Origin of the sequence: Paraburkholderia sp. CHISQ3, assembly GCF_030464945.1 — a bacterium.
GTDB lineage: Bacteria > Pseudomonadota > Gammaproteobacteria > Burkholderiales > Burkholderiaceae > Paraburkholderia > Paraburkholderia megapolitana.
Genome location: NZ_JALPRG010000009.1, coordinates 323,478 through 346,967 on the forward strand (window position 1 = coordinate 323,478; position 23,490 = coordinate 346,967).

The following is a 23,490-nucleotide window of genomic DNA, read 5'->3' on the forward strand; positions in this document are numbered from 1 at the left end:
GATTGAATAGTCGTTCCGAATTCAATTTATCGGGAGTATCGAATGAAAAAGATTTCGCCTTTCAGACTGGGCGGGACGCTGTACATGCCTGCGACGCGCACTGACATCCTCGACGTGGTTTTCCGGGAGAAATTGCCCGAGTTGCGCTCTCTGGTCGTCTGCCTCGAGGACTCGGTCAGTGCTTCGCAAGTCGACTATGCATTGAGCAATCTGCAGGCGTTGCTCGAGCAGATCGACTCGCGAGGGGGGCGCTCCGGGAATGGTCCGCTGCTGTTTGTCCGGCCTCGTAACGCCGGTATGGCGGCGATCCTGAACAACTGGCCGCTGATCGGACATGTGGATGGGTTCGTATTGCCCAAGATCTCCCTGAGAAACCTGCACGAATGGGACACAGCCGTCAGCAACCCTGCGCTCGCAGTAATGCCGACGCTGGAGACATCGGAGGTATTCAGCCCCGGCGCGATGGTCGAGCTGGGCGAAGGACTCAAGGCCAGCTTCGGCGACAGGGTGGTCGCGCTACGTATCGGGGCAAACGATCTGCTCGGCTCCATGGGGTTACGCAGAAATCCGCTGGAGACGCTGTACAGCACGCCCATGGCCTACGTTATTCCGATGCTCGGCGGCATCATGGGCGCACAAGGTTTTTCGCTCACCGCGCCCGTGTTCGAGCAGTTTTCCGCGCCCGAATTACTCAAGAAAGAACTGGCGCTCGATATCTCTCATGGGCTCGTGGGGAAAACAGCGATTCATCCGGCGCAGATCCCGCTCATCAACGAGGCTTTCAGAGTTCGGAGGGAAGACCTGGACTGCGCACGGCTGATCGTGACGAACGACGCGCCGGCGGTATTCAAGTTCGACGACGCGATGTGCGAGCCGGCTACGCACTACCAATGGGCGACCAGGATCATCGATCGGGCCGAGTGGTACGGCGTGCGCGAAGAGATCGAAGACCTGGAGATGGATGCAGCCTGAATCCGCCTGACGTGCGTTGAAACAGGGGAGTGGCGAGGTTACACAGACAGCGCTTCTCCCCTCTCGCCAGAAGCCAGACGCAGCACGACCTGTGCTGCGCGCCCTCTCACACGCTGTCATTTTCTTCGCTCCGATGTCCAGGACCTCCTCTCATACCGCACTGCTTTGGACTGTAGCCGCCGGCTTCTTCATGCAGTCGCTCGACACGACCATCGTCAACACGGCCCTGCCGTCGATCGCCCGCGCCTTCGGCGAAGATGCGCTCGCGATGAGCAACGTCGTCGTCGCCTATACGCTGACGATGGCGACGCTCACACCCGCGTCAGGCTGGCTCGCGGATCGCTTCGGCACACGACGTGTCTACTTCGGCGCCATTCTCGTGTTCGTAGCCGGCTCGCTATGTTGCGCGGCCGCACATAGCGCGACGCAACTGGTCGCGGCGCGGGTACTGCAAGGCGTCGGCGGTTCGATGTTGCTGCCGGTCGGCAGGCTCGCCGTGCTGCGCAGTGTGTCGGGCAAGGACTACGTGTCCGCTATCGCATTCATTTCGATCGCGAGCCAGGTCGGGCCGATCGTCGGGCCGACAGTCGGCGGCTGGTTGATCGAATCCGCGTCCTGGTACTGGATCTTCCTGATCAACGTACCGATCGGCGCGATCGGCCTTGCCGCGGGTTATCGCTACCTGCCGCGCGATTCGCTGATCGATCCGCCGCCGTTCGACTACATGGGCTATGCACTTCTCTCACTCGCGATGATCACCGCTTCGCTCGCCGTCGATATCCCAACGGGTGGATCGCGCGGCATGTGGACGCTCGGTGCCTTGACGGTCGCGATCGTCGCCGTGCTCGCGTACATAGCCTATGCACGCAAACACGCGAATCCGCTGTTCCGGCTCGGTCTCTTTGCCGAGCCCAATTTTGCGGTGGGCCTCGCCGGTAACCTGATCTGCCGGATCGGCACGACAGCCACACCGTTCTTGTTGCCGCTTTTGATGCAGCTCGAGCTTGGCTATTCGCCGTTGCGCTCGGGGCTGATGCTGTTGCCTGCCGCTGTCGCCGGCACGGTCGCGAAGCGCTGGATTACACCGCTTGTACGCCGCTTCGGCTACAGCGTGTTCCTGCGTATCAACACGCTCGTGGTCGGCATCACGATTGTCACGTTTGGCCTGATTACCCCAGCTACACCGCTGTTCGTCGAGATCGTATTGCTCGCCATTTTCGGCGCCGCCAATTCGATGCAGTTCGCCGCAATGAACAGCGTCACGTTGAAGGACCTGTCGCATCGCGACGCCGGTAGCGGCAACAGCCTCTTTTCGATGGTGCAGATGCTCGCGATGGGGCTCGGCGCATCGCTTGGCGGCGCGCTGGCGAGTGTGTTCGGTGCGCACACGGGGTCGCCCGCGCTGGGTTTTCAGCTGAGCTTCGTTTGTATCGGTGCGGTGACGCTTGCTTCAACGGGGATTTTCTGGCGGTTACGGACGTTGGCGCATGGGTAGGTCGAGAGGGGAGTCCTTCGTCGGTAGCGTTCTGAATTCGCTCACGTGTCATTAATGCGGCGAGTCGGCGGCGATGCCAGCTACATCGGTCTGCTCCGCACGATGCGAAGCGGAGGCACTGCGCCGGCCACGCCTCGACTGACTGCGCGCCACACCCGCGAGCGCAACAAGACTCACGGTGGCCGTGAACATCAGGTAAAAGCCCGGCGCACTGCGATTGCCGGTGGCGCTCAGCAGCCACACGGTGATCATCGGTGTAAAGCCGCCGAAAACCGTGACGCCGATGTTGTAGCCGATCGACATGCCCGTCGCGCGCGTAGCAACCGGAAACAGTTCGGCCATCAATGCCGGCAGCGCGCCGAAATAGATCGATTTGAGCAGCGCGAGCCAGCCGACCAGCACGAACAACGAGACGACCGACACATGGCCGACCGCATACGAAAACGCCGGATACGCCGTGACGAGACACAGCACCGCGGTGACCGCCATCTGCTTCAACCGGCCAATGCGATCGGACAGATGGCCCGCAAGCGGCGTGACGACGGTGAGCACGAGCCCGGCGAAGGTACTCGCGGCAAAACCGGTCGACGTGTCGAGATGCAGTTCGCGAATCGTGAAAGTCGGCACGTATTGCAGCAGATAGTTCATCGACGTCGATACCGTCAGCGCGCCGATCGCTGCGAGCAGCATCCACTTTTGCGTCGTGAACACGTCGCGCACCGGAGTCGCGGTGCGCGTTGCTTCGCTGAAATCCGGCGCATCTTCGAGAAAGCGCCGCAGATACAAGCCGACCGGGCCGATCAGCAAGCCGAAGAAGAACGGCACACGCCAGCCCCACGCATCCAGTTCGGATGGCGACAGCAGTTTCGCGAGCACGTAGCCCCAGCCGGATGCGAGCAGGATCGCGCAACCCTGGGTCGCGAACTGCCAGCTCGCGATAAAGCCGCGTCGATGCGGCGCATGTTCGATCAACATCGCCGTCGATGCACCGAACTCCCCGCCCGCCGAAAACCCCTGAATCAACCGCGCGGCGAACACACCGAGCGGCGCCGCGAGGCCGATCGTCGCGTAGGTCGGAATCACCGCGATGATCGCGGTGCCGGCCATCATCAGCGTGACGCTCAGCACGAGCGCGGCCTTGCGTCCGCACTGGTCCGCATACGCGCCGAGCACCATGCCCCCAAGCGGTCGCACCAGATACGACGCGCCGAATGAGCCGAACGTGAGCAGCATCGACGCAGTATCGTTGGCCGTCGGGAAGAAGTGCTTCGCGATATAGATGGCGAAGAAACCGTAGATCGCGATGTCGAACCATTCGAGCGCATTGCCGACCGAGGTCGCGAGCACGATCTTCGTCAGGCTGAGGGGTTGCTTTTGCATGATGCCGCCTATTCGCGCGATGCTGCGCTTGTTGGTGCGCTCGCCGGTACGCTTGCCGATGCACTCATCGCCGCGCGCGCCGCCACGACGCTCGCGGCCGAATCGCCGAGATCCCACCACAGCCCGGCCATCACACCGAGCGCTTCGCGTGCGACCGAGCCAAGCAGATGCTCGTTCGGCGCATGCTGCGAGCACGCGGGATACGAATGCGGCACCCACAGCGTGGGCAGGTTCAGCGTGCCGGCAAACGCATCGTTCGGCACCGTGCCACCGAGATTCGGCAGCAGGGCCGGTTCCTTGCCGGTGGTCGCGCGCATCGAAGCGAGCGCCCAGTTCACCCACGGGTCCTCGAGATCGAGCCGTGTTGCAGCACTGCCCGTCGAGACCTTCACGCGAACCTCGTCGAATCCGAGCCGCGCGAAATGCGTCTCGAGATGGTGTGCGGTCCGCTCCCAGTCCGTACCGACGACAAAGCGCAACTGGCACACCGCTTTCGCTGACGGCGGTATCGCGTTGACCGGCGCATCCGCATTGCCCGACTTGAACGCGAGCACCTCGAGCGCATTCCACGCGATCACACGCTCGGTCGGCGTCAGACCCGGTTCGCCCCAGGCAGGGTCGATCGCCGGCGACTGCTCGTCGCGACCGAGTTCGATATCGGCAAGCGCGTTGCGTACGGCGGAAGAAACGGGCGGCGGCCGCAGCCCGTCCACCGCGATGCGCCCATGACGATCGACAAGACTCGCGATCGCATGCGCGAGCACCACCGCTGGGTTGCGCAACACGCCGCCCCAGTTGCCCGAATGATGGCCGCCGTCGCGCAGATCGACCGACAGCGCGAACAACACCGCGCCGCGTGAACCGAGAAACAGCGTCGGGCGTTCGGCCGATACGCGTGGGCCATCGCTGGCGAGGAATAGATCGGCGGCGAGCGCGGTCTTGTTCGCTTCGCAGACCGCATACAGACCCGGCGAGCTGACTTCCTCGCCGGTTTCGAAGAGCACCTTTACGTTGTAGCCGAGCCGGCCGCCGCGCGCGTCCAGCACGGCGGCGAGTGCGGCGAAGTTGATCGAGTGCTGGCCTTTGTTGTCGGCGGTGCCGCGGCCGTACCAGCGGTCGCCCTCGACGACGATGTCCCATGGTTTAAGTCCGGCGCGCCACTGGTCGTCGTAGCCGCGCACGACGTCGCCGTGGCCGTAGGTGAGGACCGTGGGCAGTTCGGCGTCTTCATGGCGCTCGGCGATCAGCAGTGGGCCGCCGTGCGGTTCGGGGTTCTCAACAATCCGGCTCGTGAAGCCGAGTTGCTGAAGCGCCGGCGCGATCTCGTCAGTCAGATACGCGTGCAACGTCTCCGCCCGCGATGGATTCTGACTCTCGGTCCGGCACGCGACGCGGCGCGCCAGTTGTTCGAGCAACGCGCCCGAATCGAACGTGCGAAAAGCCGCATCGACTGCTGCTGTGCGGGTGTTCTGGCTTGTGGTCACAGTGCGCTTCTCCAGCCTGGTTGCAGGGTTGCGAAGCAGTCTAGGAAGGCCAATAATTCGCCACAATTTCAATCTTTGCGGATAGCATTGCCGAAACGGCAACGCACAGACGGGGGACTCCATGCTGCACGGCATCGCGTTGCGCTATTTCGTCGAAGTCGCCCGCACGGGCTCGCTGGCCGCCGCATCGGAGAATCTGCACGTCGCGGTGTCGGCACTCAGCCGGCAAATCGCCAAGCTCGAACAGGAAGTCGGCACCCCGCTCTTCGAACGTTTGCCGCGCGGCATGGTGCTAACCGAATCGGGCGAGTTGCTCGCTCAGCATGCGCGCCGCGCGCTGATGGACGCGGACGCCGTGCTCGCCGATATTTCCGCGGCGCACGCGCTGGGCGGAGGTATCGTGCGCGTCGGTTGCACCGAGGGCTTCACGCGCTACTTCCTGCCATCGGTACTCGCCGCGTTCCATGTCGAGCACCCGCTGACCCGCTTCGTCCTGCGCTCGGGCACGCCGGCCCAGGTCGAGCATTGGGTGGAGATCGGCGACGTCGATCTTGGCCTTGGGTTCTCCACGGCGACATCGACGGCGGTGAGTGTCGAATTCACGCAGAGCGCTCCGGTCTGCGCACTGCTTCCCCCTACGCATCCGCTCGCGCACAAAGACCGGCTCACGCTCGACGATCTGCTTGCGCACCCGGTCGCGGTGCTCGAACGCGGTACGACGGTGCGTCAGTTGCTCGACTGGTGTTGCTCGGTACGCGGCCATCATCTCGAACCGCTGATGACCGGCAATAACTCCAGCGCGATGCATCACTTTGCCGCACTGACCGGCGTCATCACACTGGGCAGCCGCATTGCGCTACGCGGTATGCGCAATGATGCATCGCTGCTCGCGAAGGACATCGACGAGCCGTTGTTGCAGCAACGCCAGATGCAGTTGACGACGATGAAGGATCGTCGTCTGCCGGCTATCGTCGAGCGGTTTCTCGTGAAGCTGAAAGAGGCATTGAGTGCGACGGACTAATGCGAGCTAGCGCGTATTTGTCAATCGTTAACAGTTGCTCGCAGGCATTCGCGGTAGCCTAGAACCGCATGTCGTGCGCTTCACCGTGAGCCTCGGCATTCAATTCCTTCGCACTCACGCCGCCGGTTTGGAGCGCGTTTTTCCGTCTGCCTTTTTCAGCCTGCGAATGTCGTCGAATCCATTACTACTGAGCCCTACGCTGCCCGAAAAGCCGTTCCGCGAACTCACGGAAGACGAGTGGTTGCGCGTCGCGCAGCTGCTGCCGGAAATGAAGACGAGCGCGCCGCGTCGTGGCCGCCCGCATGCGGATATCCGCCAGGTCGTCAACGGTATCTTCTGGGTGCTCCATCATCGCAAGCCGTGGAGCGCGCTGCCCAACACGTACCCGGTGCATCAAACCTGCCATCGCCATTTTCAGCGCTGGCACGAGAACGGTGTGCTGTCGGTCATCGCCACCGAGCTGTTCGGCTCGGACACGATCTGTGCCGACTACGGTTTGCGCAGCCGCAGAATGGTCGTTCAGGCCCGGCCCCTGGAAACGCTCACTGTCGACTGGCCAGCGCGCCGCTAGGCGCCCGCTCGCCGCACCTTTTGTCGCCGTGCCAACGGTCAACGCGCGCTGCGCGACGACCTGAAGTTCGCGGCACTCATCCCTCGCGCGCGCAGCAATCGCGTTAGCGTGACGCGTGAAATCCTCAGATCGATTGCTGCCTTGCTCAGGCTGCCGCGATTTCTCAGTAGCGCCATCTGGATCACGTCGCGATCCGCTTCTTCGCGCGCTTCGGCAAGCGACACCGTACTTCGATCCGCATAGTCGCCGAGATCGAGATCGTCCGCCGTGATGAACGGTCGCTCCGACATGACGATCGCGCGCCGCACCCGATTGATCAGTTCGCGAACGTTACCCGGCCACGAGTAGGTATAGAGCGCGGCAATCGCGTCCGGCGCGAAACCGCGCACCGTACGCCGCGAATCCGAACGGTAGCGATCGAGCATGCGCCGTGCGAGCAACTCGATATCCGTACCGCGTGCACGCAGCGGCGGCTCGTCGATGCGCAGCACGCACAGACGGTGAAACAGATCCGCCCGGAAGCGACCGCTTTCGATAGCAGCCGGCATATCGATGTGCGTGGCCGCGATGATCCGCACGTCGATATCGTGCAACTGATTCCCACCGATCCGCTCAAGCTTCTTCTCCTGCAGGAAACGCAGCAGGCTCGCCTGGCTTTCGAACGGCAGATCGCCGATCTCGTCGAGAAACAGCGTGCCGCCCGTGGCCGCTTCGACGCGACCGATCTTGCGCTGGTTCGCACCGGTGAACGCACCGCGCTCGTAGCCGAACAGCTCCGATTGCAGCAAATGCGGCGGGATCGCACCGCAATTGATCACGACAAACGGCCGGTCGCGGCGCGCCGAGCGCTCGTGGATTTCGCGCGCTGTCAGCTCTTTGCCGGTACCGGATTCGCCCGAAATAAACACCGGTGCATCTGTTCTCGCCACCTTACGGATCGAGCGGAACAGCGCGACCATCGCTTCGCATGAACCGATCATGCTGCCTTCCGCATGCACCTGGTGACCGCCCTTGAGCCCCGCGCGCAGCAGCAGATTACCGTCGATATCGCGCTCGTGCATGCGCGACTCGAGCATATCGAACGCATAGGCAATCGACAGCGTCAGCTGTGCCGGCGAAGCAGGTGTTGAAAGCACATCGAGGCAGTGGTCGACTGCGAGGTGGCGCACCAGCGGGTCTTCGAGCTGGCCTGCAGCGACGAGGCCGACGGCCCCGACGTTCGGCAACGCGAGCAGCCGTTCAAGCGCCGCATGTGCATCGCTATTGAAGCCGTGCGTGAAGTCGACGACAACGCACGTCAGGACGTTCGCGTCCAGCGTGCGTCTCAGTTCGTGCGTGGGCAACGCCGTGGCAATCGACCACGCCTGACACTCGAGGTCGCGCACCCATCCGGACGATTGCCCGGCTGTGAGGACCAGGGTGTGTCTCGTGGTTTGCATTTGTAGTGCTTGTGCCGAGTACGACCGCAGCCTGTTATGGGGCCGGCCGATCACTTCGATCAGGACATTATTTAATTACCTGGTTTGGCACAACTCAATTTGCGGGGTTTTGACAATAGTTAAAGGTCTGCCACTGGCGACCAGGCTAGACTCGATTCCACGCTGTGTGCTCCTACGTCGCCCTGACGTCGATCATGCGCACACACGGCGACCGACCTGACGGGTGCCTATGAAAAAGCATGCGCGGTTTAAGACAGCGTCACAGCTCGGCGAGCGTCGCGCAGAGAGCGCGATGTATGCGGGCAGACGGATAGCGGCACCCGCTTCAACGCTGGACCGGCAAGCGCAGGAGCGTCCGCCTAGCAGCGAGAGCGAACGGACCACGACATTGCCATCAGTCGGCGCACGTGTTCGCCTCTGGGACGAATGATCCGGACACATCGGTACGACCCTGGCTGCGATAGGTTCAAGCGCTCTACGTGCCGACCGCTTCAAGACGGTAGCCGTATCCATAGATCGTCGTGATCCTGAATCCTGTGCCCGGATGCAGCTGCATCTTTTTTCTCAATACGGAAATGTGCGTGTCGACCGTTCTCGACTCGAATCGCACGTCCGACTTCCACACCACCTCGAGCAGATGGTCACGCGACACCGGCTGGTTGACATGCTGGAACAGCATCAGTGCGAGATCGCGCTCCTTGCGTGTTAACGGCAACACGTTGTCGTTCATCGTGACCGTGCCGCCGCCGTGGAACGTGTAAGGGCCGTACGAGACGGAATCCGCAACAGACGCAGCTGTGTGTTTGCGACGCAGTAGCGATTCGATACGCGCCGCCAGCACGCTCGGAGACACCGGCTTGGCCACGCAGTCGTCCGCACCGCCGTTGAAGATGGACACGATATCGGTATCGCGGCGCCGGTTGGTCAGAAACATAACCAGGACGCCAGGCGGTAGATGCTTGCGAACCCAGCTCAGCACCTCGCCGCCTGAAATGTCGGGCAGATTCCATTCGAGTATCACAAGATCGAGCGATTGCCGCTGGAGGTGCTTGATCAGCATGCGGCCTTCAGTAAACTGGTGGCAGACATGACCCGCGCCTTCCAGGACGCGGCTGATCATATCGAGGATCTGGATGTCGCTATCAAGAATACAAACTCTCATGCTGATACCGGTCCTGGTAGCTGGCCTACTGTCGTAATACTCATGGTCTGCTGCGCCGCGCGACAAAAGCGGCGATGTTTCGCCGTTTGTGACGCTCCCCGTAAGACACCACGATCGCGATTCTTTTATTAGATGAGAGTTACCGGGCGATCGAGAAACTGTGCCAAGCCTACGCGGCGCAACCTGCTGTACTAGAGGTATTCTCCTGGAAGCCCCAAACAAAAACTGTCAAACAATGAAAAATCCGGGGCTCACCTAGCCGGGTATTGGCACATTACAGAAGCCGATACCGGTCTGATACCGGTCTTTCTCCCGGCGGGATGCATATCTTTCAGAATCATCGAAACGTCCGTTTCAGGTCTGGGCAAGCGGCTTTTATCGGCGGCGGGTAGTGAATTTATGCGGGATGCACCAATGCGGCTATAAGCCGATATTTGATCTGACATTTCTTGGCAAACCGGAGAAATGCACTAAGCTATAGTCGACATCGGTCAAGCGGCTGTGCCGCTTTCTAATGGGCAACAGTGCGCGCCGGGTCCGGCAATGACCAGCCGCCAGTCGAACTTCATTATTCAAACACCAACATGAAAAAGATCGCCCTTTGCTGGTTCGCTCTCGCTGCCGCCCTGACGGGTTGCACAGCGTCGTCCGGACCGACGTACACCGCTTATTCAATCGATATGCCGGGACATTCGAAGGCGTATCGCGTCGAATGCGGCGGTATCTTCGAAAGCTCGAATAACTGCATGAAAACCGCACAGCATATTTGCGGCGATCAACCCGTGCAGGTCATTCAGTCGATCGACGCGCTTCGCACCGACGGCTCCGCCGCCAATCCGCGCACCCTCACGTTCCAGTGCGGCGCGCCGGAAGTGGCAGCCGCTCCGCCGCCGCCCGCGCCCGTTCCGGCCGCCGCGCCGCAAACGCTCGAGCTGAGCGGTGAAGCGAACTTCGTTACCGACCGGGCAGACCTCACGCCGGCCGCGACTGCGAAGCTCGATAAACTGATCTCGGACAGCAAGGATGCGACGTTCGCCAACGTGACCGTGAACGGTTATACCGATTCGACCGGCTCGCGTGCGCATAACGAGGGACTCTCCCGTCGTCGTGCCGAGAGCGTGCTGAGCTATCTGAAAGAGCACGGTTTGAAATCGGCGGCGTTCGAAGCGCATGGCTTCGGTCCGGACAATCCGGTCGCATCGAATGCCACGCGGGAAGGACGCGCGAAGAACCGTCGCGTGACCGTTAGCGCGCGCTGACCGCTGGACTGAAGGTTTGTATCGCCGCGCACCGTGACCGGTGCGCGGCGTTTTGCTGCGTCAGTCGATTGTCGATCGTCGAGAGAATGCTCAACAGATAGCCGGAAGCGCCAGCGCGACTTTCGCTTCGTCCAGCGGCTCAGTCCAGTCACCGAGCGTACGTTGGCGATAAAGGCGCATTGAGGCATACCAGGGTGTAAAACGCGGATCGTCGTACCATCGGCTATCGCAAGCTTGCGACAGCAGCAACCAGACAGGGCAACCCAGCGTACCCGCGAGATGCGCGGGGCCTGTATCGATCGATATCAGAAGGTCGAGCTTCCGCATGATGGCCGCGGCATCGGCAAACGTAGCCAGATGCGGACCGAGATCGACAATGCCGTGTTCGCTCATCAACGCTTTCTCGTCGGCGCTCAATTCACCCACCTGCAACGAGAAGAACCGGCACGACTGGTTCTCCAGCAAGGGCAGCAGCTTGCGCAGATCGATTGATCGATAGGGCTCGTGACGGACGCCCGAAGTACTGCGCCAGATCAATCCAACCTTGCGTTCCGTTGTGCCCTCGTCGATGAGCGTTGCCGGTGAACCGGAGAATGCATGGAGCGGCGGCAACGCAATGATCGATGATGGCGCGTTCGGAAAATACGGGTTGCTTTGATAGCGCGCGAAGAGGCTGAACATCGTGGTGATGAAGTCACATTCAAGCAGTTCAGCATCCAGTTGCTCTACCAGCGTGATGCGCGGATCTGGCTTGATGCAACTGCGAAGCGCCGGTGGGGTTTGAATGCAAACCGAACTCGCGCCTTCCTGGAGAAGCATGTCCACGTAGCGCGAATACATGATCAGATCGCCCATGCCGCCTTCCTGGACAATGCCGACCCGTCTGCCCGCTATCGAATCGGACAATGCGAGAAATTTCTGCTGAAAATGCCGCCACGTATCTTCACCGGCATCTGGATACAGCAGCCGCACCAGATTGGCGCTTTCTCCCTTGTCTCTGAGTGACCTGAAAATGTCGTGCGCTTCGTAATACTTGCCAAGCTGGTATTTGGCAATGGCGAGCTCCGACATGGCCAGATGCCGGTTCGTACCATGTGGGAAGCCTCCGATAGCAGCACTCAACAGCGCCTCGCCCTGGGCAAACATACCCAGATAAATCATGTCGATGCCGAGTTGGGCGCACTCATATGTTCCGTCCACCTTATCCAGCCACCTGGTGCACAGATCCTGTGCCTCGCCGGCACGACCGCTCAAACGCAGCGCACGACACCACGACATCGCGGATGCAAAGTCCCCCTTGCTGAGATAGGTCGTGTAGGCGCTGACCAACGCCTCTTCATCGATTGACTGTTGCATCCTGGTTTCCTAAGTCTTGCCGGGTGCCTCAACTCCAGGCCTGATGAGAGAATTTCACAGCCCATGCTGGAGGCTGTTGCCTGAAAAAGAAATGAAATCCCTCGTTGAACGAGCCCAGCTTGAGACCGTGTTCCGCGCCGATCCGGCTTAACGACTGCGGCGTAAAAAAGGAAATATGGCCGTTACGTGGAGCGCAGTACCACCATTTATCGATGCCTTCGCTGGCGATCTCGTCGCTCACCAGCAGCGTGCTGAAAAAAATCGCGCCATCATCGTCGAGAAGCGCGGCGAGATCGGCCATCAACTCACGCGGCTGCGGATGATGCTCGAATACTTCAAACGCCACCACAGTACGGTACTTCGCCGCGAGGCCGGTACGCCCAGTTTCGCCACTTGTGTAGGGATCGTATGAATCGATCTTCGTAAAACCGCGCGCTCTCAGTTCCTTCTCGAGCAACCCGAGGCCCGAACCGAAATCGAGCAGGTTGGCCTGTGCCATCTCCGGAAAATTTCCGGCAATTATCTCTGCATTGTCCCGTGGCCGTTTGCCCAGATAGTCGGGGTCGTGCCGATCATAATCGTCGTTGTAAATACACGTTGCGAAGTCCTGATTGGTCCACGCGTCCATCGCCTGCGTGAAAACGAAATGGCACTCGTCGCAACGGTAGTAATAGATGGGTACGCCGACATAGGGGTCGACTTTCTTGCCCGCCTGTTGATCGGCACCGCAACGCGAGAAATCGACTACGCCGCACAGGCGACTGCTCTGACCGCAGCATTTGCATAGCGTCTGCTGCGGCACGACTTGCATATTGGCTAACGACATGGCGCCCTCGGTTCGTCCGGTTACCTGATGTTACTGCGTTCAGGCCGCGGTTCCGGAGCGTCGATTGATTTCGCGCGCAAACCGAAGCGAGGGCGGCAATCTGGTAGTGTCAGCCGGTGTGCTGCCGCGCGTGTTGTTCCGTGCGTTCCCGCAATGCCGTCTGCAACGCGTCGAGAACCGGCGACCAGTCCCCGTAAGCAGACTGTCGAAACAACTTCAGGCTGCTGTACCAAGGACTATCGCTACGCTCGAGCATCCACACCCAATGCGGATTGACGTCGAGCAGCAACCACGTCGGCACACCGAGCGCGCCGCCCAGGTGCGCAACCGACGTGCACACTGTGATCACCAGATCGAGGCTGCTCATCAGCGCAGCGGTGTCGTCGAACGACGCAAGCTCCGGCGTCGGATCGCTCACCGGCAAACCTGCGTCGCGCATCCGGACCACACTGTCGCGGTCGTCGACCTGCAGGCTGTAGAACTCGACGCCCGCCACACCGGCGAACGTCTGCGCATACTTCATGGGATCGATCGAGCGTAGCGGATTGCGCTGATGTCCACGGCTACCGCTCCAGACCAGACCGACACGCAGCTTCTCCGGGCCGCCTAGCTTGCCGCGCCACTGTGCAATCCTGTTCGCGTCCGCCAGCAGATAACCTTCGGGCACAGGTATTGTCTCGGCGGTCATACCGAACATCAGCGGCAGGCTGCCGATCGGCACATGAAAGTCGAACGCGGCCAGGTTACCGGCGTTGTGCGCAACCGGTTCGATTCCATAGCGCGCAAGACTGCGCTGGAACAAAGGCAGTACCCCGGCAAAGCAGTTATAGGCAAGCGTGCCGCCTGCCGCCTTCACACGTTCCGCGATCAACGGAACGAAGCGCACGAACTGGAGCGCATCGCCAAAGCCCTGCTCGCCCCACACGAACAACGTCTTGCCCGCGAGATCCTCGCCCTGCCAGCGGTGCTCCGGGCGAAATACCGGCACCTTGGCCAGTTCGCCCGAGCCTTGCCAGCGCGCCTCATGATTGATGAGACCGTTTGCGTAGTCGCCGCGAACCAGTTGCAGCATGGCGACCGTCCATTGCACCCGCCGGTTGTTCGGCGCGAGTTGTGCGAGGTGGATCGCTGTAGCCAGCGCCTCGTCCCAGCGCTGCAGTTCCTTGAGCGCACTGATCCGGCCGCCGAGCGCCTCATTGTAGGAAGGCGCGAGCACGCACGCCCGATCGGCCGCGATCAGAGCGTTCTCGGGCTGGCGCAGCGCCAGGTAAGCACTCGACAGGTTGACCCACGCGAGCGAATTGTCCGGGTCGCCGCGGATGACATCCATCGCGAGCCGTCGCGCCGTCTGCGCGTCCTTCAACTGGTTGTATAACGCAGCGAGATTGCTGCGCAGCATCGGCAGATCGGGGTCGATCTGCATGGCGCGGCTGTACGCATCGAAGGCAGCGTTCAGTTCGCCGTCGCGCTGGCACGCGAGACCCAGCGTGAACCACGGCGCCGCGCGCTTACCGTCCCGTTCGCACCATACCGCTGCAATATCGCGCCCTTCCTGATTGCGTCCGGATTGCGAGAGCAGTTCCATCCATTCGGCAGGCCAGTCGTGGTCGCCATATTCACCGTGCGTCGCTTGCTGGGCCTGCCAGGCGCGCGCGAACCATTCGGCAGCCGGCCCGGCCTGCCCTTGCGTGCGCGCCGTACGCGCCATCTCGACGAGAGCCGGTACGTAGCCGGGCACGACCCCAAGCGCATGACCGAGCGTCGTCGTCGCTTCGCCGTAACGGCCGCACAGGCGCATCACGCGGGCAGCCAGCGTTAGCGCGCCGGCATCGTCCGGCTGCGCGCTGCGCCAGTGCGCAATTTCGTGTGCGGCGTCCACCAGATCGCCAGCCTCGATGAGCCCCGCAATGCGCCCAAACAACATGATCGAATCCACCCGTCGAAGTGCTGCCCGAAGTTACTTTTGACTACCGCTGTTCCACCGATGCGGCAACCGCATCGAACCCGCGTCCTAACGAATCGGCTTGCGAACGAGATCGTCGAGCAGTGCGCTGTACGTGGCGACCAGTTGCGGATTGTCCGGCAGAAAACGGCCGATCATCGTGCGCTGCCGCTCGCGATACCAGGACGCGTGCGCGTCGTGCTGATCGAGCGCGCTCAGCACCTGCTGCGCCCCTTTCGCCGCGTCGTTCGCCGGGTAGTAGTAGCCGAGCTCCGGACACAGCGACGCGTTGTGCACGAGCGCATAACCCTGCCAGCACACTTCCAGATAAATGTAGTTCAGCGGATTTTCCAGCTGATGTGAAATGACGATATCGGTATTGCGCGCCAGAAATTCCGGAGTGTCGTGCCGCCCGAGAAAGACTGCCTTGTGGTTCCTGACGATATCGAGCTGGTTCATCAGCGCGATGAACTCGTGGCTTTCGCGAGCGATCTGCTCGGCGTTGGTGACCTGCAGTATCGCGATGCTGTCGGGCCGCTCGCGATAGACCAGTTCGGCGATCAGTGCCGGGTATAGGCAGAACTTGACGACATTGTGGTTCGGCTCGATCACCGAGAGCCGCTTCGGACCGCTGCCCGGCCGGTATCGACCGCTCTCGGGCAGATCCTTGCTGCGTTCCTCGACGAACATCGGGCTCCAGATGAACGGCGCGACACGCGCGGGCAAACGCCGCAATACCTCGAAGTACGACCGGCTGATGTTGTCGACCTGCGGAATCATCCAGATGTCGTCGTAGCGCTGGTTGACGAACAGGTTCTCGCCCCATAGCGGCCGTCGAAACAGCACCGATTCCATCGCATGCACGTATTCGAAGCCGCAGCAGTAGGACACGAGTCGCACGCCGCGCTGCTTCAGGTACTCCGTTTGCGCCGCGTCGATCTGACCGCCGAGTTCGATCAGCACATCGAGTGTGTCTTTCGCATCGTCGAAGGTGCGGGTCGGCCAGCGTGTCTGGTCCCACGGCAGCTTGTCGGTAATCGCGGTCTGCGTCGTATTGACGAGCACCGTCGCCGCAACGTTCGGGCATTGCCGCAACGCCTCGGCAAGGAACACCGCGTTCTGCTTGATGCCGTTGTTCCAGAGCGTTTCCGCCTCGTGGTGCAAGCCGATCGTGATACCGACGCGCAATGCGTTCATGGTTTCGGCGCCGCGGGCTGGACCGTCGCATTGCGCTCCTGGTTCCGGCGCGCGTTGTAGCCGACCAGTCGCCATTGACCATCGGGTTCCAGCCGGAAGCTGACCAGCTCGAATACGGTCTGGCCATCGGTGGTGTGCGATGCGTAGTCGACGTTTGCGTACAGGCCGTCGGGGACGTCGTGACTGTTCGTGTATTGCAGTCGCGTCACGGACGCCCAGCCGCGCGAACTGACGGCACCATACGACTGCCGCTGCTGCTGTAACTGCGTGATGAACTGCGATCTCTCGAACTTCGTCTTGACGAACGGCGCGGCGTTGTCCCACAGCGCGCCGCCGTGCGACGCATCGATCTGCTGCAGCACCGCGTCCGCATCGTGCAGCAGTTCGTCGGCCGAGGTGCCGGCGGCCATCGCGCCCGCTGCGAAAGACATCAGCAGCGTGGTGGCTGCCAGCTTCGTGAACCTGTGTTTCATCCGTTCTCTCCTCGTTTGCAGTCATCCCGCGAAACGCGGGTCATGGCCGTGATCAGTGGGCGCTTGCCGCTTTCGAAAACGCCACGTAGCGGCGAATCACCAGACAGCCCGGCGGCGAGTCGATCAGCGACACCGACGAGCCGGGGTCCTTGCCGTCGGTGTAGACGGTCATCTGGTTGAGCAACGGTGTCGCGCGATAGCCATGCAGCTCCTGGGTCGCGATCGTCTTGCACGCGACCGGCGCCGCCGAAATCCGCTCCGCCAGCACCGAGCACGAGCCATCCGCTTCCGGCACGGCGGTGATCGACATCGCCGCCGCATTCGAGCCGTAGTCGAGTCCGATCAGCGAAAACACCGGGCTGGTGTTCACGCGCTTGTGATCCCAGTCGAGCAACAGGTCGTTGCTCGCCGTGCCCTGCACGCCGAGCGTCGACAGCGAAGTGAGTTGCGGACGGCATTGCTTGATGCCGACGTTGTTGACGGCGGCAGCCATCGAATTCAGCGGGCCGGACGGCGTCGGTGCGCTCAGCACGCTCTGTGCGGACGCAGCGGGCACGAACATCGTCATCGACACGGCACAACACGCGGCAGCGGTCGCGCACGCACCGCTGCGGAAATACGCTGCAACACGGGAAAGAGCGGAGATCATGGCTGACGGTTCACGTAGAGTGCATCGATTGCATCGGCATATGCGCGCACGTTGACTTCGTTTTCCGGATCGAGCCGGCGCAGGTAGGTCTTCGCCGTCTGCCGGTACGATGCGAGATTCGCATCGTGCTCCGCGAACGCCCGACGCAGTGCCGCGCCACCTTCTTCACAGTCGAAATCGTGATAGCGATACCCGCAATCGCCGAGCAGGTGCGAATTGTGGATCAACGGATAGCCACCGTAGAGCGCTTCGTAATAGACATAGTTCTGCGCGTTTTCCCAGTGATGCGAGACCACGACATCGACGTTGGCGGACACGATCTGCACGAACGGGAAACGCCCCTCGAACGACGAAAGACCGTGTTGCACGATGTTCAGGCTGTGCGCAAAACCGTTGAAGGTCACATGCTCTTTCAGGTGGAACGTGTTGTACGCCCAGACACGCTCGAGCATGTCTGGGTCGGCGCGATGCGCGACCTCGCAGCACAGCATCGGGATGAAACCCGTTTTGACCATGCAGATGTTCGGCTCGAAGATCCCTGCGCGCCAGCGCCCGCGGCCGGGCTGATAGCCAAAGCTCGTACCGGCTGGCAGCGCCGCGACCTCGCGCTCGAGCACCGCGGAGCTCCACAGATGCGGCACGATGCGCACCTCGGCGCGCATCGCGCTGCGATAGTACGGAGCCGCCGTTTTCTCGTACTGCGGCAGCGTCCAGATCTCGTCGTACGGCGCGCCGGAAATGAGGAGCCCGTGTTGCTTGTCGAACACCATCCGCTCGGCGTCGATCACATAGTCGTTGCCCACGCGCATCGTCGCGACCTTGCCGCCGCGCTCGCGAAACGCAACGATCCATTCGCGGCCGAGTTGCGCACTCATCTCGATCATCAGATCGAGGGTTTCCATCGCCGTGTTCATATCGATCACGGGTGCTGGGGAGTCGCCGAGAAAATTGCGTGCATCTTCAGTGCTGCCGTCGCCGCCGGCGACGAGAAACACCTTGTCGATGCGCGGCACGCGCGTGAGCAGCAGCACGAGAAACAGGCAGTTCTGGAAGATGCCGTTTTCCCACAACGACTGCGTGCCCTTGCGCACATGAATCGTCACGCCGACGTTGAGCCGGCCGGTACCTTTCTGAAGGGGCGTGGGTGTAGTCATGTTCAATGCCGCCCGTCGACGAAGTCCGTATCGCGGCACAAATCGAGCAAACGGTCCGCGTAACCCTGCAGGTTATGCGCGGCGAATGGATCGACTGCATCGAAGACGCGCTGTGATGCGCTGTGATAATCGACGAGGCCTGCGTCGTGATGGGCCAACGCGTGCCGCAGTTGCGCGCCGCCTCGCACCGCATCGAACTCCGGATAGTAGTAGCCCGCGCCGAATTCCTTCAGCCATTCGGAATTGTGGATGAGCGGGTAATCGCCGCTCAGTGCGTCTAGATAGCTGTAGTTCTGGTCGTTTGTCCATTGATGCGAAACGACCGTGTCCGCGTGTTGCACCATGAACCCGACGATGTCGTGCCGGCCATGGAACGTGGATTTGTGCTCACGTACAAGATCAAGCGAGTTGGCGAGGTGCAGCATGGTGGGATGGTTGGCCATGTGCAGCGTATTGAGCACATGCATGGCTTCGATGCTCGAACGATCGGCGCGATACGCTTCGTCGCAGGCAAGCATGGAGATCGTCGAAGTCTTCGCCACCGAAATGTTCGGTTCGAAAATAGCGACGCTCAAGCCCTTGTGCACGCCGCCCGCCGTGCTCTTTGCACGCGCTGCTTCCCAGCCGAAGCGATAGCCCTGCGTTTCCACTTCGGCAATGCGTTGCCGGACAAACTGCTGATGCCAGAGGTAAGGCACCGTGAACACCGGGCAGCGATGTAGTGTGCGCTGAAAACTGGCGAATAGCCGGTACTCGGGCAGCGACCAGATTTCGTCGCAGCGGTCGGCCCGCGAAAAGTGACTGGGTTTCTCGAAAACGGCGGGTTCCGCAAGACCGGCAAACGGATGGCCGCAGCAGTAATAGACCGCTTTCTTGCCGCGCGCGCGCATCAGGGCGAGCCACTGGGTGTCGAGCGCACCGGCCATTTCGATGATCACGTCGACCTGGTCGCTGGCCTCGCGTTGTGTCATCACCGGCAGACCGAGCGTGGCCGTGTCGACCTGTTCCGGCATCACGCCCTGGTCGCCGACGTCGATCAGCGTGACGCCGCGCACGAACGGCAACCGCTGGAACAGGCGAGCCAGAAAGATGATGTTCTGGCCCAGACCGTTCTGCCAGATATTCTGGCCCTGGTGGCTGATAACGGAGATTCCGATGCGCATGTTGCCGTAAAGCAGAAGTGGAGCGGACCGCTGTCAATGACAGCGGTCCGCCAGGGGGTACGGCAATAATAGCGTCAGAGCTGCGCCGACGCTACATTTGCGGGCTTACCACGAGTATCCAACGCCTGCGTTGAACATCATGCGCTCGCCGCTCACCGTGCTCACGCCGAACTTGACGATCGTGTTCTGCGTGACCCGTGCACTTCCGCCCACCGCGAGGGCCGTGTAGCCGCCGTAGTTGCCCAACCCTGCGCCGAGCATGAAGGTCTTGCCCGGTTCGACCTGCGGCAACCCGGCCAGCGCGCCGGCCATCGCGACACCCGAATACGCATATTTCGCGACCGTGTTGACGTTGCTTTGCACGCTCTGCAACTGTTGCAAATTCACGGCATCGGTCGGATTCACACCCGCTGCGACGTTCGTGATCGTGCGTTCGTTGCCCGGCGAGCCCACCGACACCGAGTTCGACTGGCTGGCCACCGACCCTGCACCGAGCGCCACCGAGTTCGCGCCGCTTGCCACCGCGTTCGAACCGATCGCGGTCGACTGCGTGCCGGTTGCCTGCGACTGGAAGCCCACCGCCGACGAACCTTGACCCTGTGCCGTTGCACGGAAGCCGATCGCCGTCGTGTTCGTGTCCTGAGCAAGCGACTGCGAACCCATCGCCGTGGCGCCGTTGGCAACCGTCGTGACGGTCGCTCCGTTCACCCCGGCGACCGTGCCGGCCTGCGCACAGGTGCCGACTGCCGTCGTATCCGCGCCATTGGCCGAACCGCAGCTGGCGGCGTTCACCGTCGACGTCGACGTGTTGTCGAACGTGCGGCCCTGCGTCGTCCTCGTGCCCGTACCGCTGCCGTTACCGCTCGACCCGCCTGCGCCGATCGTCGAGATCGTCGTGGAGAGGCCTGTGGACAGCGAGGTACTCAGGCTACCGGTCGAAGTCGACAGGCTGGTCAGGTTGCTGTTGGTCGTGGAGAGACCTGTCGACAGCGACGAGATCTGACCGAGCGATGCGCTCAACTGGCTGGCTACGGTGAACAGCTGGCTGCCGTTGATCGCGTCGGTGCTGCTTGCCGTGACCTGGCCTGCTGCGACGTTGGTGATCTGTCGTTCGAAGCCCGGCGAGCCGACGCTCACCACGCCCACCGGCGACGTACCGGCGAACGGTCCGAGTTGCAGCGAGCCGATCGTTGCGGACGATACCGCCACCGCGGCAGCCGTGATCGAACCCGAGCCAAGGGCTACCGAGTTGGCAATCGACGCTGTCGCACCGTTGCCGAGCGCTACCGAGCCGCTGCCCGAGGCGGTCGCGCCGTTGCCCACCGCCGCGCTGCTCGTGCCCGACGCAAGCGCGTTCGTGCCGGCCGCCAGCGCGTTGAGACCGGTTGCGCCGTCGTTGTTGTAGTTGCCCGTCGGTGTGCCGCCGTCGTTGACGCTGTAGTAGTGCGTACGCGTTGCCGAGACGACCGTGGACAGGCTCGAGAGACCGCTACCGGAAGTGCTCAGGGTAGTCGACAGACTCGAGAGACCGGTCGACAGGCTGGTCACGTTGCTGTTGGTCGTGCTCAAACCGGTCGACAGCGAGGTGAGGCCCGTCGATGTCGTGGTGGACAGACTCGACAGGTTGCTGTTGGTCGAGCTTAGGCCGGTCGACAGTGAGGTGAAGCCGGTCGAGGTCGACGTGGACAACGAGTTCACGCCGGTCGACAGCGAGCCGATGCTGCTCGAAGTCGAGCTCGACAGGCTTGTTACGTTGCTGTTCGTCGTGCTCAGGCCCGTCGACAGGCTGGTGATACCCGTCGAGGTCGACGTGGACAGCGAGTTCACGCCGGTCGACAGCGAGCTGATGCCCGTTGATGTCGAGCTCGACAGGCTTGTTACGTTGCTGTTGGTTGTGCTCAGGCCAGTCGACAGCGAACTGATACCGGTGGATGTTGAACTCGACAGGCTCGTTACGTTGCTGTTGGTCGTGCTCAGGCCGGTTGACAGGCTCGTGATGCCGGTCGAGGTGGACGTGGACAGCGAGCTCACCCCCGTCGACAACGAGCTGATGCCGCTCGACGTCGAGCTCGACAGGCTTGTTACGTTGCTGTTCGTCGTGCTCAGGCCGGTCGACAGACTCGTGATGCCGGTTGAGGTCGATGTGGACAGCGAGTTCACTCCTGTCGACAGTGAGCTGATGCCGGTGGACGTCGAGCTCGACAGGCTTGTTACGTTACTGTTGGTTGTGCTCAGGCCAGTCGACAGCGAAGTGATCCCCGTCGAAGCCGAAGTCGACAAACTCGTCACATTGCTATTGGTCGTGCTCAAGCCCGTCGACAGCGAGTTGATGCCCGTGGACGTCGAGCTCGACAGGCTCGTTACATTGCTGTTTGTCGTGCTCAGCCCAGTCGACAGACTCGTGATGCCGGTCGAGGTCGATGTGGACAGCGAGTTCACACCAGTCGACAGCGAGCTGATGCCACTCGACGTAGAACTCGACAGGCTTGTTACGTTGCTGTTGGTTGTGCTCAGGCCAGTTGACAAACTGCTGATGCCGGTGGACGTCGACGTGGACAACGAATTCACACCCGTCGACAACGAGCTGATGCCGCTTGACGTCGAGCTCGACAGGCTCGTTACGTTGCTGTTGGTCGTGCTCAGACCCGTCGACAGGCTGCTAATGCCGGTTGAGGTGGACGTGGACAGCGAGTTCACACCGGTCGACAGCGAGCTGATACCCGTGGACGTGGAACTCGACAGGCTCGTCACGTTGCTGTTGGTCGTGCTCAGGCCGGTCGACAGGCTGCTGATGCCGGTCGATGTGGACGTGGACAGCGAATTCACGCCGGTCGACAACGAACTGATGCCGGTGGACGTCGAGCTCGACAGGCTCGTTACGTTGCTGTTGGTTGTGCTGAGTCCAGTCGACAGACTGCTGATGCCGGTCGAAGTCGACGTGGACAGCGAGTTCACTCCTGTCGACAGCGAGCTGATGCCCGTGGACGTGGAACTCGACAGGCTCGTTACGTTGCTGTTCGTCGTGCTCAGGCCAGTCGACAGACTCGTGATGCCGGTCGAAGTGGATGTGGACAGCGAGTTCACGCCAGTCGACAGCGAGCTGATGCCGCTCGACGTCGAGCTCGACAGGCTCGTTACGTTGCTGTTGGTTGTGCTGAGTCCAGTCGACAGACTGCTGATGCCAGTCGAGGTCGACGTGGACAACGAGCTCACGCCAGTCGACAACGAGCTGATGCCCGTGGACGTCGAACTCGACAGACTCGTTACGTTGCTGTTCGTCGTGCTCAGACCCGTCGACAGGCTACTGATGCCGGTTGAGGTGGACGTGGACAGCGAGTTCACACCGGTCGACAGCGAACTGATACCCGTGGACGTCGAGCTCGACAGGCTTGTTACGTTGCTGTTCGTCGTGCTCAGACCCGTCGACAGACTGGTGATACCCGTCGACGTCGATGTGGACAGCGAGTTCACACCGGTCGACAGCGAGCTGATGCCGGTGGATGTCGAGCTCGACAGGCTCGTCACGTTGCTGTTCGTCGTGCTCAGGCCCGTGGACAAACTGCTGATGCCGGTGGACGTCGAGCTCGACAGGCTCGTTACATTGCTGTTGGTCGTGCTCAAACCAGTCGACAGACTGCTGATGCCAGTCGAAGTCGACGTGGACAACGAATTCACACCCGTCGACAACGAACTGATGCCCGTGGACGTCGAGCTCGACAGGCTCGTTACGTTGCTGTTGGTTGTGCTCAGGCCAGTCGACAGACTGCTGATGCCAGTCGAAGTGGACGTGGACAACGAGCTCACTCCAGTCGACAACGAGCTGATGCCCGTTGATGTCGAGCTCGAAAGACTCGTCACGTTGCTGTTGGTCGTGCTCAGGCCAGTCGACAGGCTGCTGATGCCAGTCGAAGTGGACGTGGACAACGAGCTCACTCCAGTCGACAACG

General features: G+C 61.7%; 19 protein-coding genes. 6 read left to right on the forward strand and 13 right to left on the reverse strand.

Features of this window, described 5'->3' with window-relative positions; all coding sequences use genetic code 11:
* Positions 1-42: 42 nt before the first annotated feature.
* Both M0D65_RS22540 and M0D65_RS22545 read left to right on the forward strand, forming a co-directional pair.
* Positions 43-972, forward strand: coding sequence for an HpcH/HpaI aldolase/citrate lyase family protein (locus M0D65_RS22540; RefSeq protein WP_266254637.1), 930 nt, complete (start codon positions 43-45; stop codon positions 970-972).
* A gap of 133 nt (positions 973-1,105) precedes the next feature.
* On the forward strand, positions 1,106-2,467 hold the full coding sequence (locus tag M0D65_RS22545; protein WP_266254638.1) for a DHA2 family efflux MFS transporter permease subunit: 1,362 nt from the start codon (positions 1,106-1,108) through the stop codon (positions 2,465-2,467).
* A gap of 51 nt (positions 2,468-2,518) precedes the next feature.
* Here M0D65_RS22545 and M0D65_RS22550 read toward each other — a convergent pair whose 3' ends face one another.
* Both M0D65_RS22550 and M0D65_RS22555 read right to left on the reverse strand, forming a co-directional pair.
* Positions 2,519-3,850, reverse strand: coding sequence for an MFS transporter (locus tag M0D65_RS22550; protein ID WP_266254655.1), 1,332 nt, complete (start codon positions 3,848-3,850; stop codon positions 2,519-2,521).
* A gap of 5 nt (positions 3,851-3,855) precedes the next feature.
* Positions 3,856-5,331, reverse strand: a complete 1,476-nt coding sequence (locus M0D65_RS22555) for a M20 family metallopeptidase (protein WP_266254639.1) — start codon at positions 5,329-5,331, stop codon at positions 3,856-3,858.
* A gap of 121 nt (positions 5,332-5,452) precedes the next feature.
* On the opposite strand from M0D65_RS22555, the gene M0D65_RS22560 reads away from it, so the two are divergent.
* The gene (locus tag M0D65_RS22560; protein WP_266254640.1) at positions 5,453-6,352 is read left to right on the forward strand and encodes a LysR family transcriptional regulator; all 900 of its coding nucleotides are present in this window, start codon (positions 5,453-5,455) and stop codon (positions 6,350-6,352) included.
* Between the two features lie 166 nt (positions 6,353-6,518).
* Positions 6,519-6,923, forward strand: coding sequence for a transposase (locus M0D65_RS22565; RefSeq protein ID WP_266254641.1), 405 nt, complete (start codon positions 6,519-6,521; stop codon positions 6,921-6,923).
* Between the two features lie 38 nt (positions 6,924-6,961).
* Here the strand turns inward: M0D65_RS22565 and M0D65_RS22570 are convergent, their stop codons facing one another.
* On the reverse strand, positions 6,962-8,362 hold the full coding sequence (locus tag M0D65_RS22570) for a sigma-54 dependent transcriptional regulator (RefSeq protein WP_266254642.1): 1,401 nt from the start codon (positions 8,360-8,362) through the stop codon (positions 6,962-6,964).
* 475 nt (positions 8,363-8,837) lie between these two features.
* Complete coding sequence (locus tag M0D65_RS22575; protein WP_266254643.1) at positions 8,838-9,524, reverse strand: response regulator transcription factor; 687 nt, start codon at positions 9,522-9,524, stop codon at positions 8,838-8,840.
* 746 nt (positions 9,525-10,270) lie between these two features.
* Here M0D65_RS22575 and M0D65_RS22580 point away from each other — a divergent pair.
* Positions 10,271-10,783, forward strand: coding sequence for an OmpA family protein (locus tag M0D65_RS22580; RefSeq protein WP_308076695.1), 513 nt, complete (start codon positions 10,271-10,273; stop codon positions 10,781-10,783).
* A 90-nt stretch (positions 10,784-10,873) separates the two neighbouring features.
* Here M0D65_RS22580 and M0D65_RS22585 read toward each other — a convergent pair whose 3' ends face one another.
* The 9 genes from M0D65_RS22585 to M0D65_RS33155 all read right to left on the reverse strand — a co-directional run bounded on the left by M0D65_RS22585 (position 10,874) and on the right by M0D65_RS33155 (position 21,232).
* Positions 10,874-12,139, reverse strand: a complete 1,266-nt coding sequence (locus M0D65_RS22585) for a glycosyltransferase family 9 protein (protein ID WP_266254645.1) — start codon at positions 12,137-12,139, stop codon at positions 10,874-10,876.
* Between the two features lie 28 nt (positions 12,140-12,167).
* Positions 12,168-12,950, reverse strand: a complete 783-nt coding sequence (locus tag M0D65_RS22590) for a class I SAM-dependent methyltransferase (protein WP_266254656.1) — start codon at positions 12,948-12,950, stop codon at positions 12,168-12,170.
* Between the two features lie 124 nt (positions 12,951-13,074).
* Entirely contained in the window at positions 13,075-14,889 is a 1,815-nt protein-coding gene (locus M0D65_RS22595; RefSeq protein WP_266254646.1) for a hypothetical protein, read from the reverse strand.
* 87 nt (positions 14,890-14,976) lie between these two features.
* Entirely contained in the window at positions 14,977-16,104 is a 1,128-nt protein-coding gene (locus M0D65_RS22600) for a DUF2827 domain-containing protein (protein WP_091012125.1), read from the reverse strand.
* On the reverse strand, positions 16,101-16,577 hold the full coding sequence (locus tag M0D65_RS22605) for a DUF4019 domain-containing protein (protein ID WP_266254647.1): 477 nt from the start codon (positions 16,575-16,577) through the stop codon (positions 16,101-16,103). The genes M0D65_RS22600 and M0D65_RS22605 overlap by 4 nt, the downstream gene beginning before the upstream one ends.
* 52 nt (positions 16,578-16,629) lie before the next feature.
* A complete protein-coding gene (locus M0D65_RS22610; protein WP_266254648.1) occupies positions 16,630-17,226 on the reverse strand; it encodes a hypothetical protein in 597 nt (198 codons plus the stop codon).
* Entirely contained in the window at positions 17,223-18,380 is a 1,158-nt protein-coding gene (locus M0D65_RS22615) for a DUF2827 domain-containing protein (protein WP_266254649.1), read from the reverse strand. Before M0D65_RS22615 ends, M0D65_RS22610 begins: the two co-directional genes overlap by 4 nt.
* Before the next feature lie 2 nt (positions 18,381-18,382).
* Complete coding sequence (locus tag M0D65_RS22620; protein WP_266254650.1) at positions 18,383-19,543, reverse strand: DUF2827 family protein; 1,161 nt, start codon at positions 19,541-19,543, stop codon at positions 18,383-18,385.
* A gap of 105 nt (positions 19,544-19,648) precedes the next feature.
* The gene (locus tag M0D65_RS33155; protein ID WP_308076696.1) at positions 19,649-21,232 is read right to left on the reverse strand and encodes a YadA-like family protein; all 1,584 of its coding nucleotides are present in this window, start codon (positions 21,230-21,232) and stop codon (positions 19,649-19,651) included.
* Here M0D65_RS33155 and M0D65_RS33160 point away from each other — a divergent pair.
* On the forward strand, positions 21,225-23,490 hold a 2,266-nt coding region (locus tag M0D65_RS33160), incomplete at its 3' end, for a hypothetical protein (protein WP_308076697.1). The two genes, M0D65_RS33155 and M0D65_RS33160, sit on opposite strands and share 8 nt — an antisense overlap.

Coding starts and splice junctions, on each gene's coding strand:
- M0D65_RS22540 (WP_266254637.1), top strand. CDS start 43: ATGAAAAAGATTTCGCCTTTCAGACTGGGCGGGACGCTGTACATGCCT.
- M0D65_RS22545 (WP_266254638.1), top strand. CDS start 1,106: ATGTCCAGGACCTCCTCTCATACCGCACTGCTTTGGACTGTAGCCGCC.
- M0D65_RS22560 (WP_266254640.1), top strand. CDS start 5,453: ATGCTGCACGGCATCGCGTTGCGCTATTTCGTCGAAGTCGCCCGCACG.
- M0D65_RS22565 (WP_266254641.1), top strand. CDS start 6,519: ATGTCGTCGAATCCATTACTACTGAGCCCTACGCTGCCCGAAAAGCCG.
- M0D65_RS22570 (WP_266254642.1), bottom strand. CDS start 8,362: ATGCAAACCACGAGACACACCCTGGTCCTCACAGCCGGGCAATCGTCC.
- M0D65_RS22575 (WP_266254643.1), bottom strand. CDS start 9,524: ATGAGAGTTTGTATTCTTGATAGCGACATCCAGATCCTCGATATGATC.
- M0D65_RS22580 (WP_308076695.1), top strand. CDS start 10,271: ATGAAAACCGCACAGCATATTTGCGGCGATCAACCCGTGCAGGTCATT.
- M0D65_RS22585 (WP_266254645.1), bottom strand. CDS start 12,139: ATGCAACAGTCAATCGATGAAGAGGCGTTGGTCAGCGCCTACACGACC.
- M0D65_RS22590 (WP_266254656.1), bottom strand. CDS start 12,950: ATGCAAGTCGTGCCGCAGCAGACGCTATGCAAATGCTGCGGTCAGAGC.
- M0D65_RS22595 (WP_266254646.1), bottom strand. CDS start 14,889: ATGTTGTTTGGGCGCATTGCGGGGCTCATCGAGGCTGGCGATCTGGTG.
- M0D65_RS22600 (WP_091012125.1), bottom strand. CDS start 16,104: ATGAACGCATTGCGCGTCGGTATCACGATCGGCTTGCACCACGAGGCG.
- M0D65_RS22605 (WP_266254647.1), bottom strand. CDS start 16,577: ATGAAACACAGGTTCACGAAGCTGGCAGCCACCACGCTGCTGATGTCT.
- M0D65_RS22610 (WP_266254648.1), bottom strand. CDS start 17,226: ATGATCTCCGCTCTTTCCCGTGTTGCAGCGTATTTCCGCAGCGGTGCG.
- M0D65_RS22615 (WP_266254649.1), bottom strand. CDS start 18,380: ATGACTACACCCACGCCCCTTCAGAAAGGTACCGGCCGGCTCAACGTC.
- M0D65_RS22620 (WP_266254650.1), bottom strand. CDS start 19,543: ATGCGCATCGGAATCTCCGTTATCAGCCACCAGGGCCAGAATATCTGG.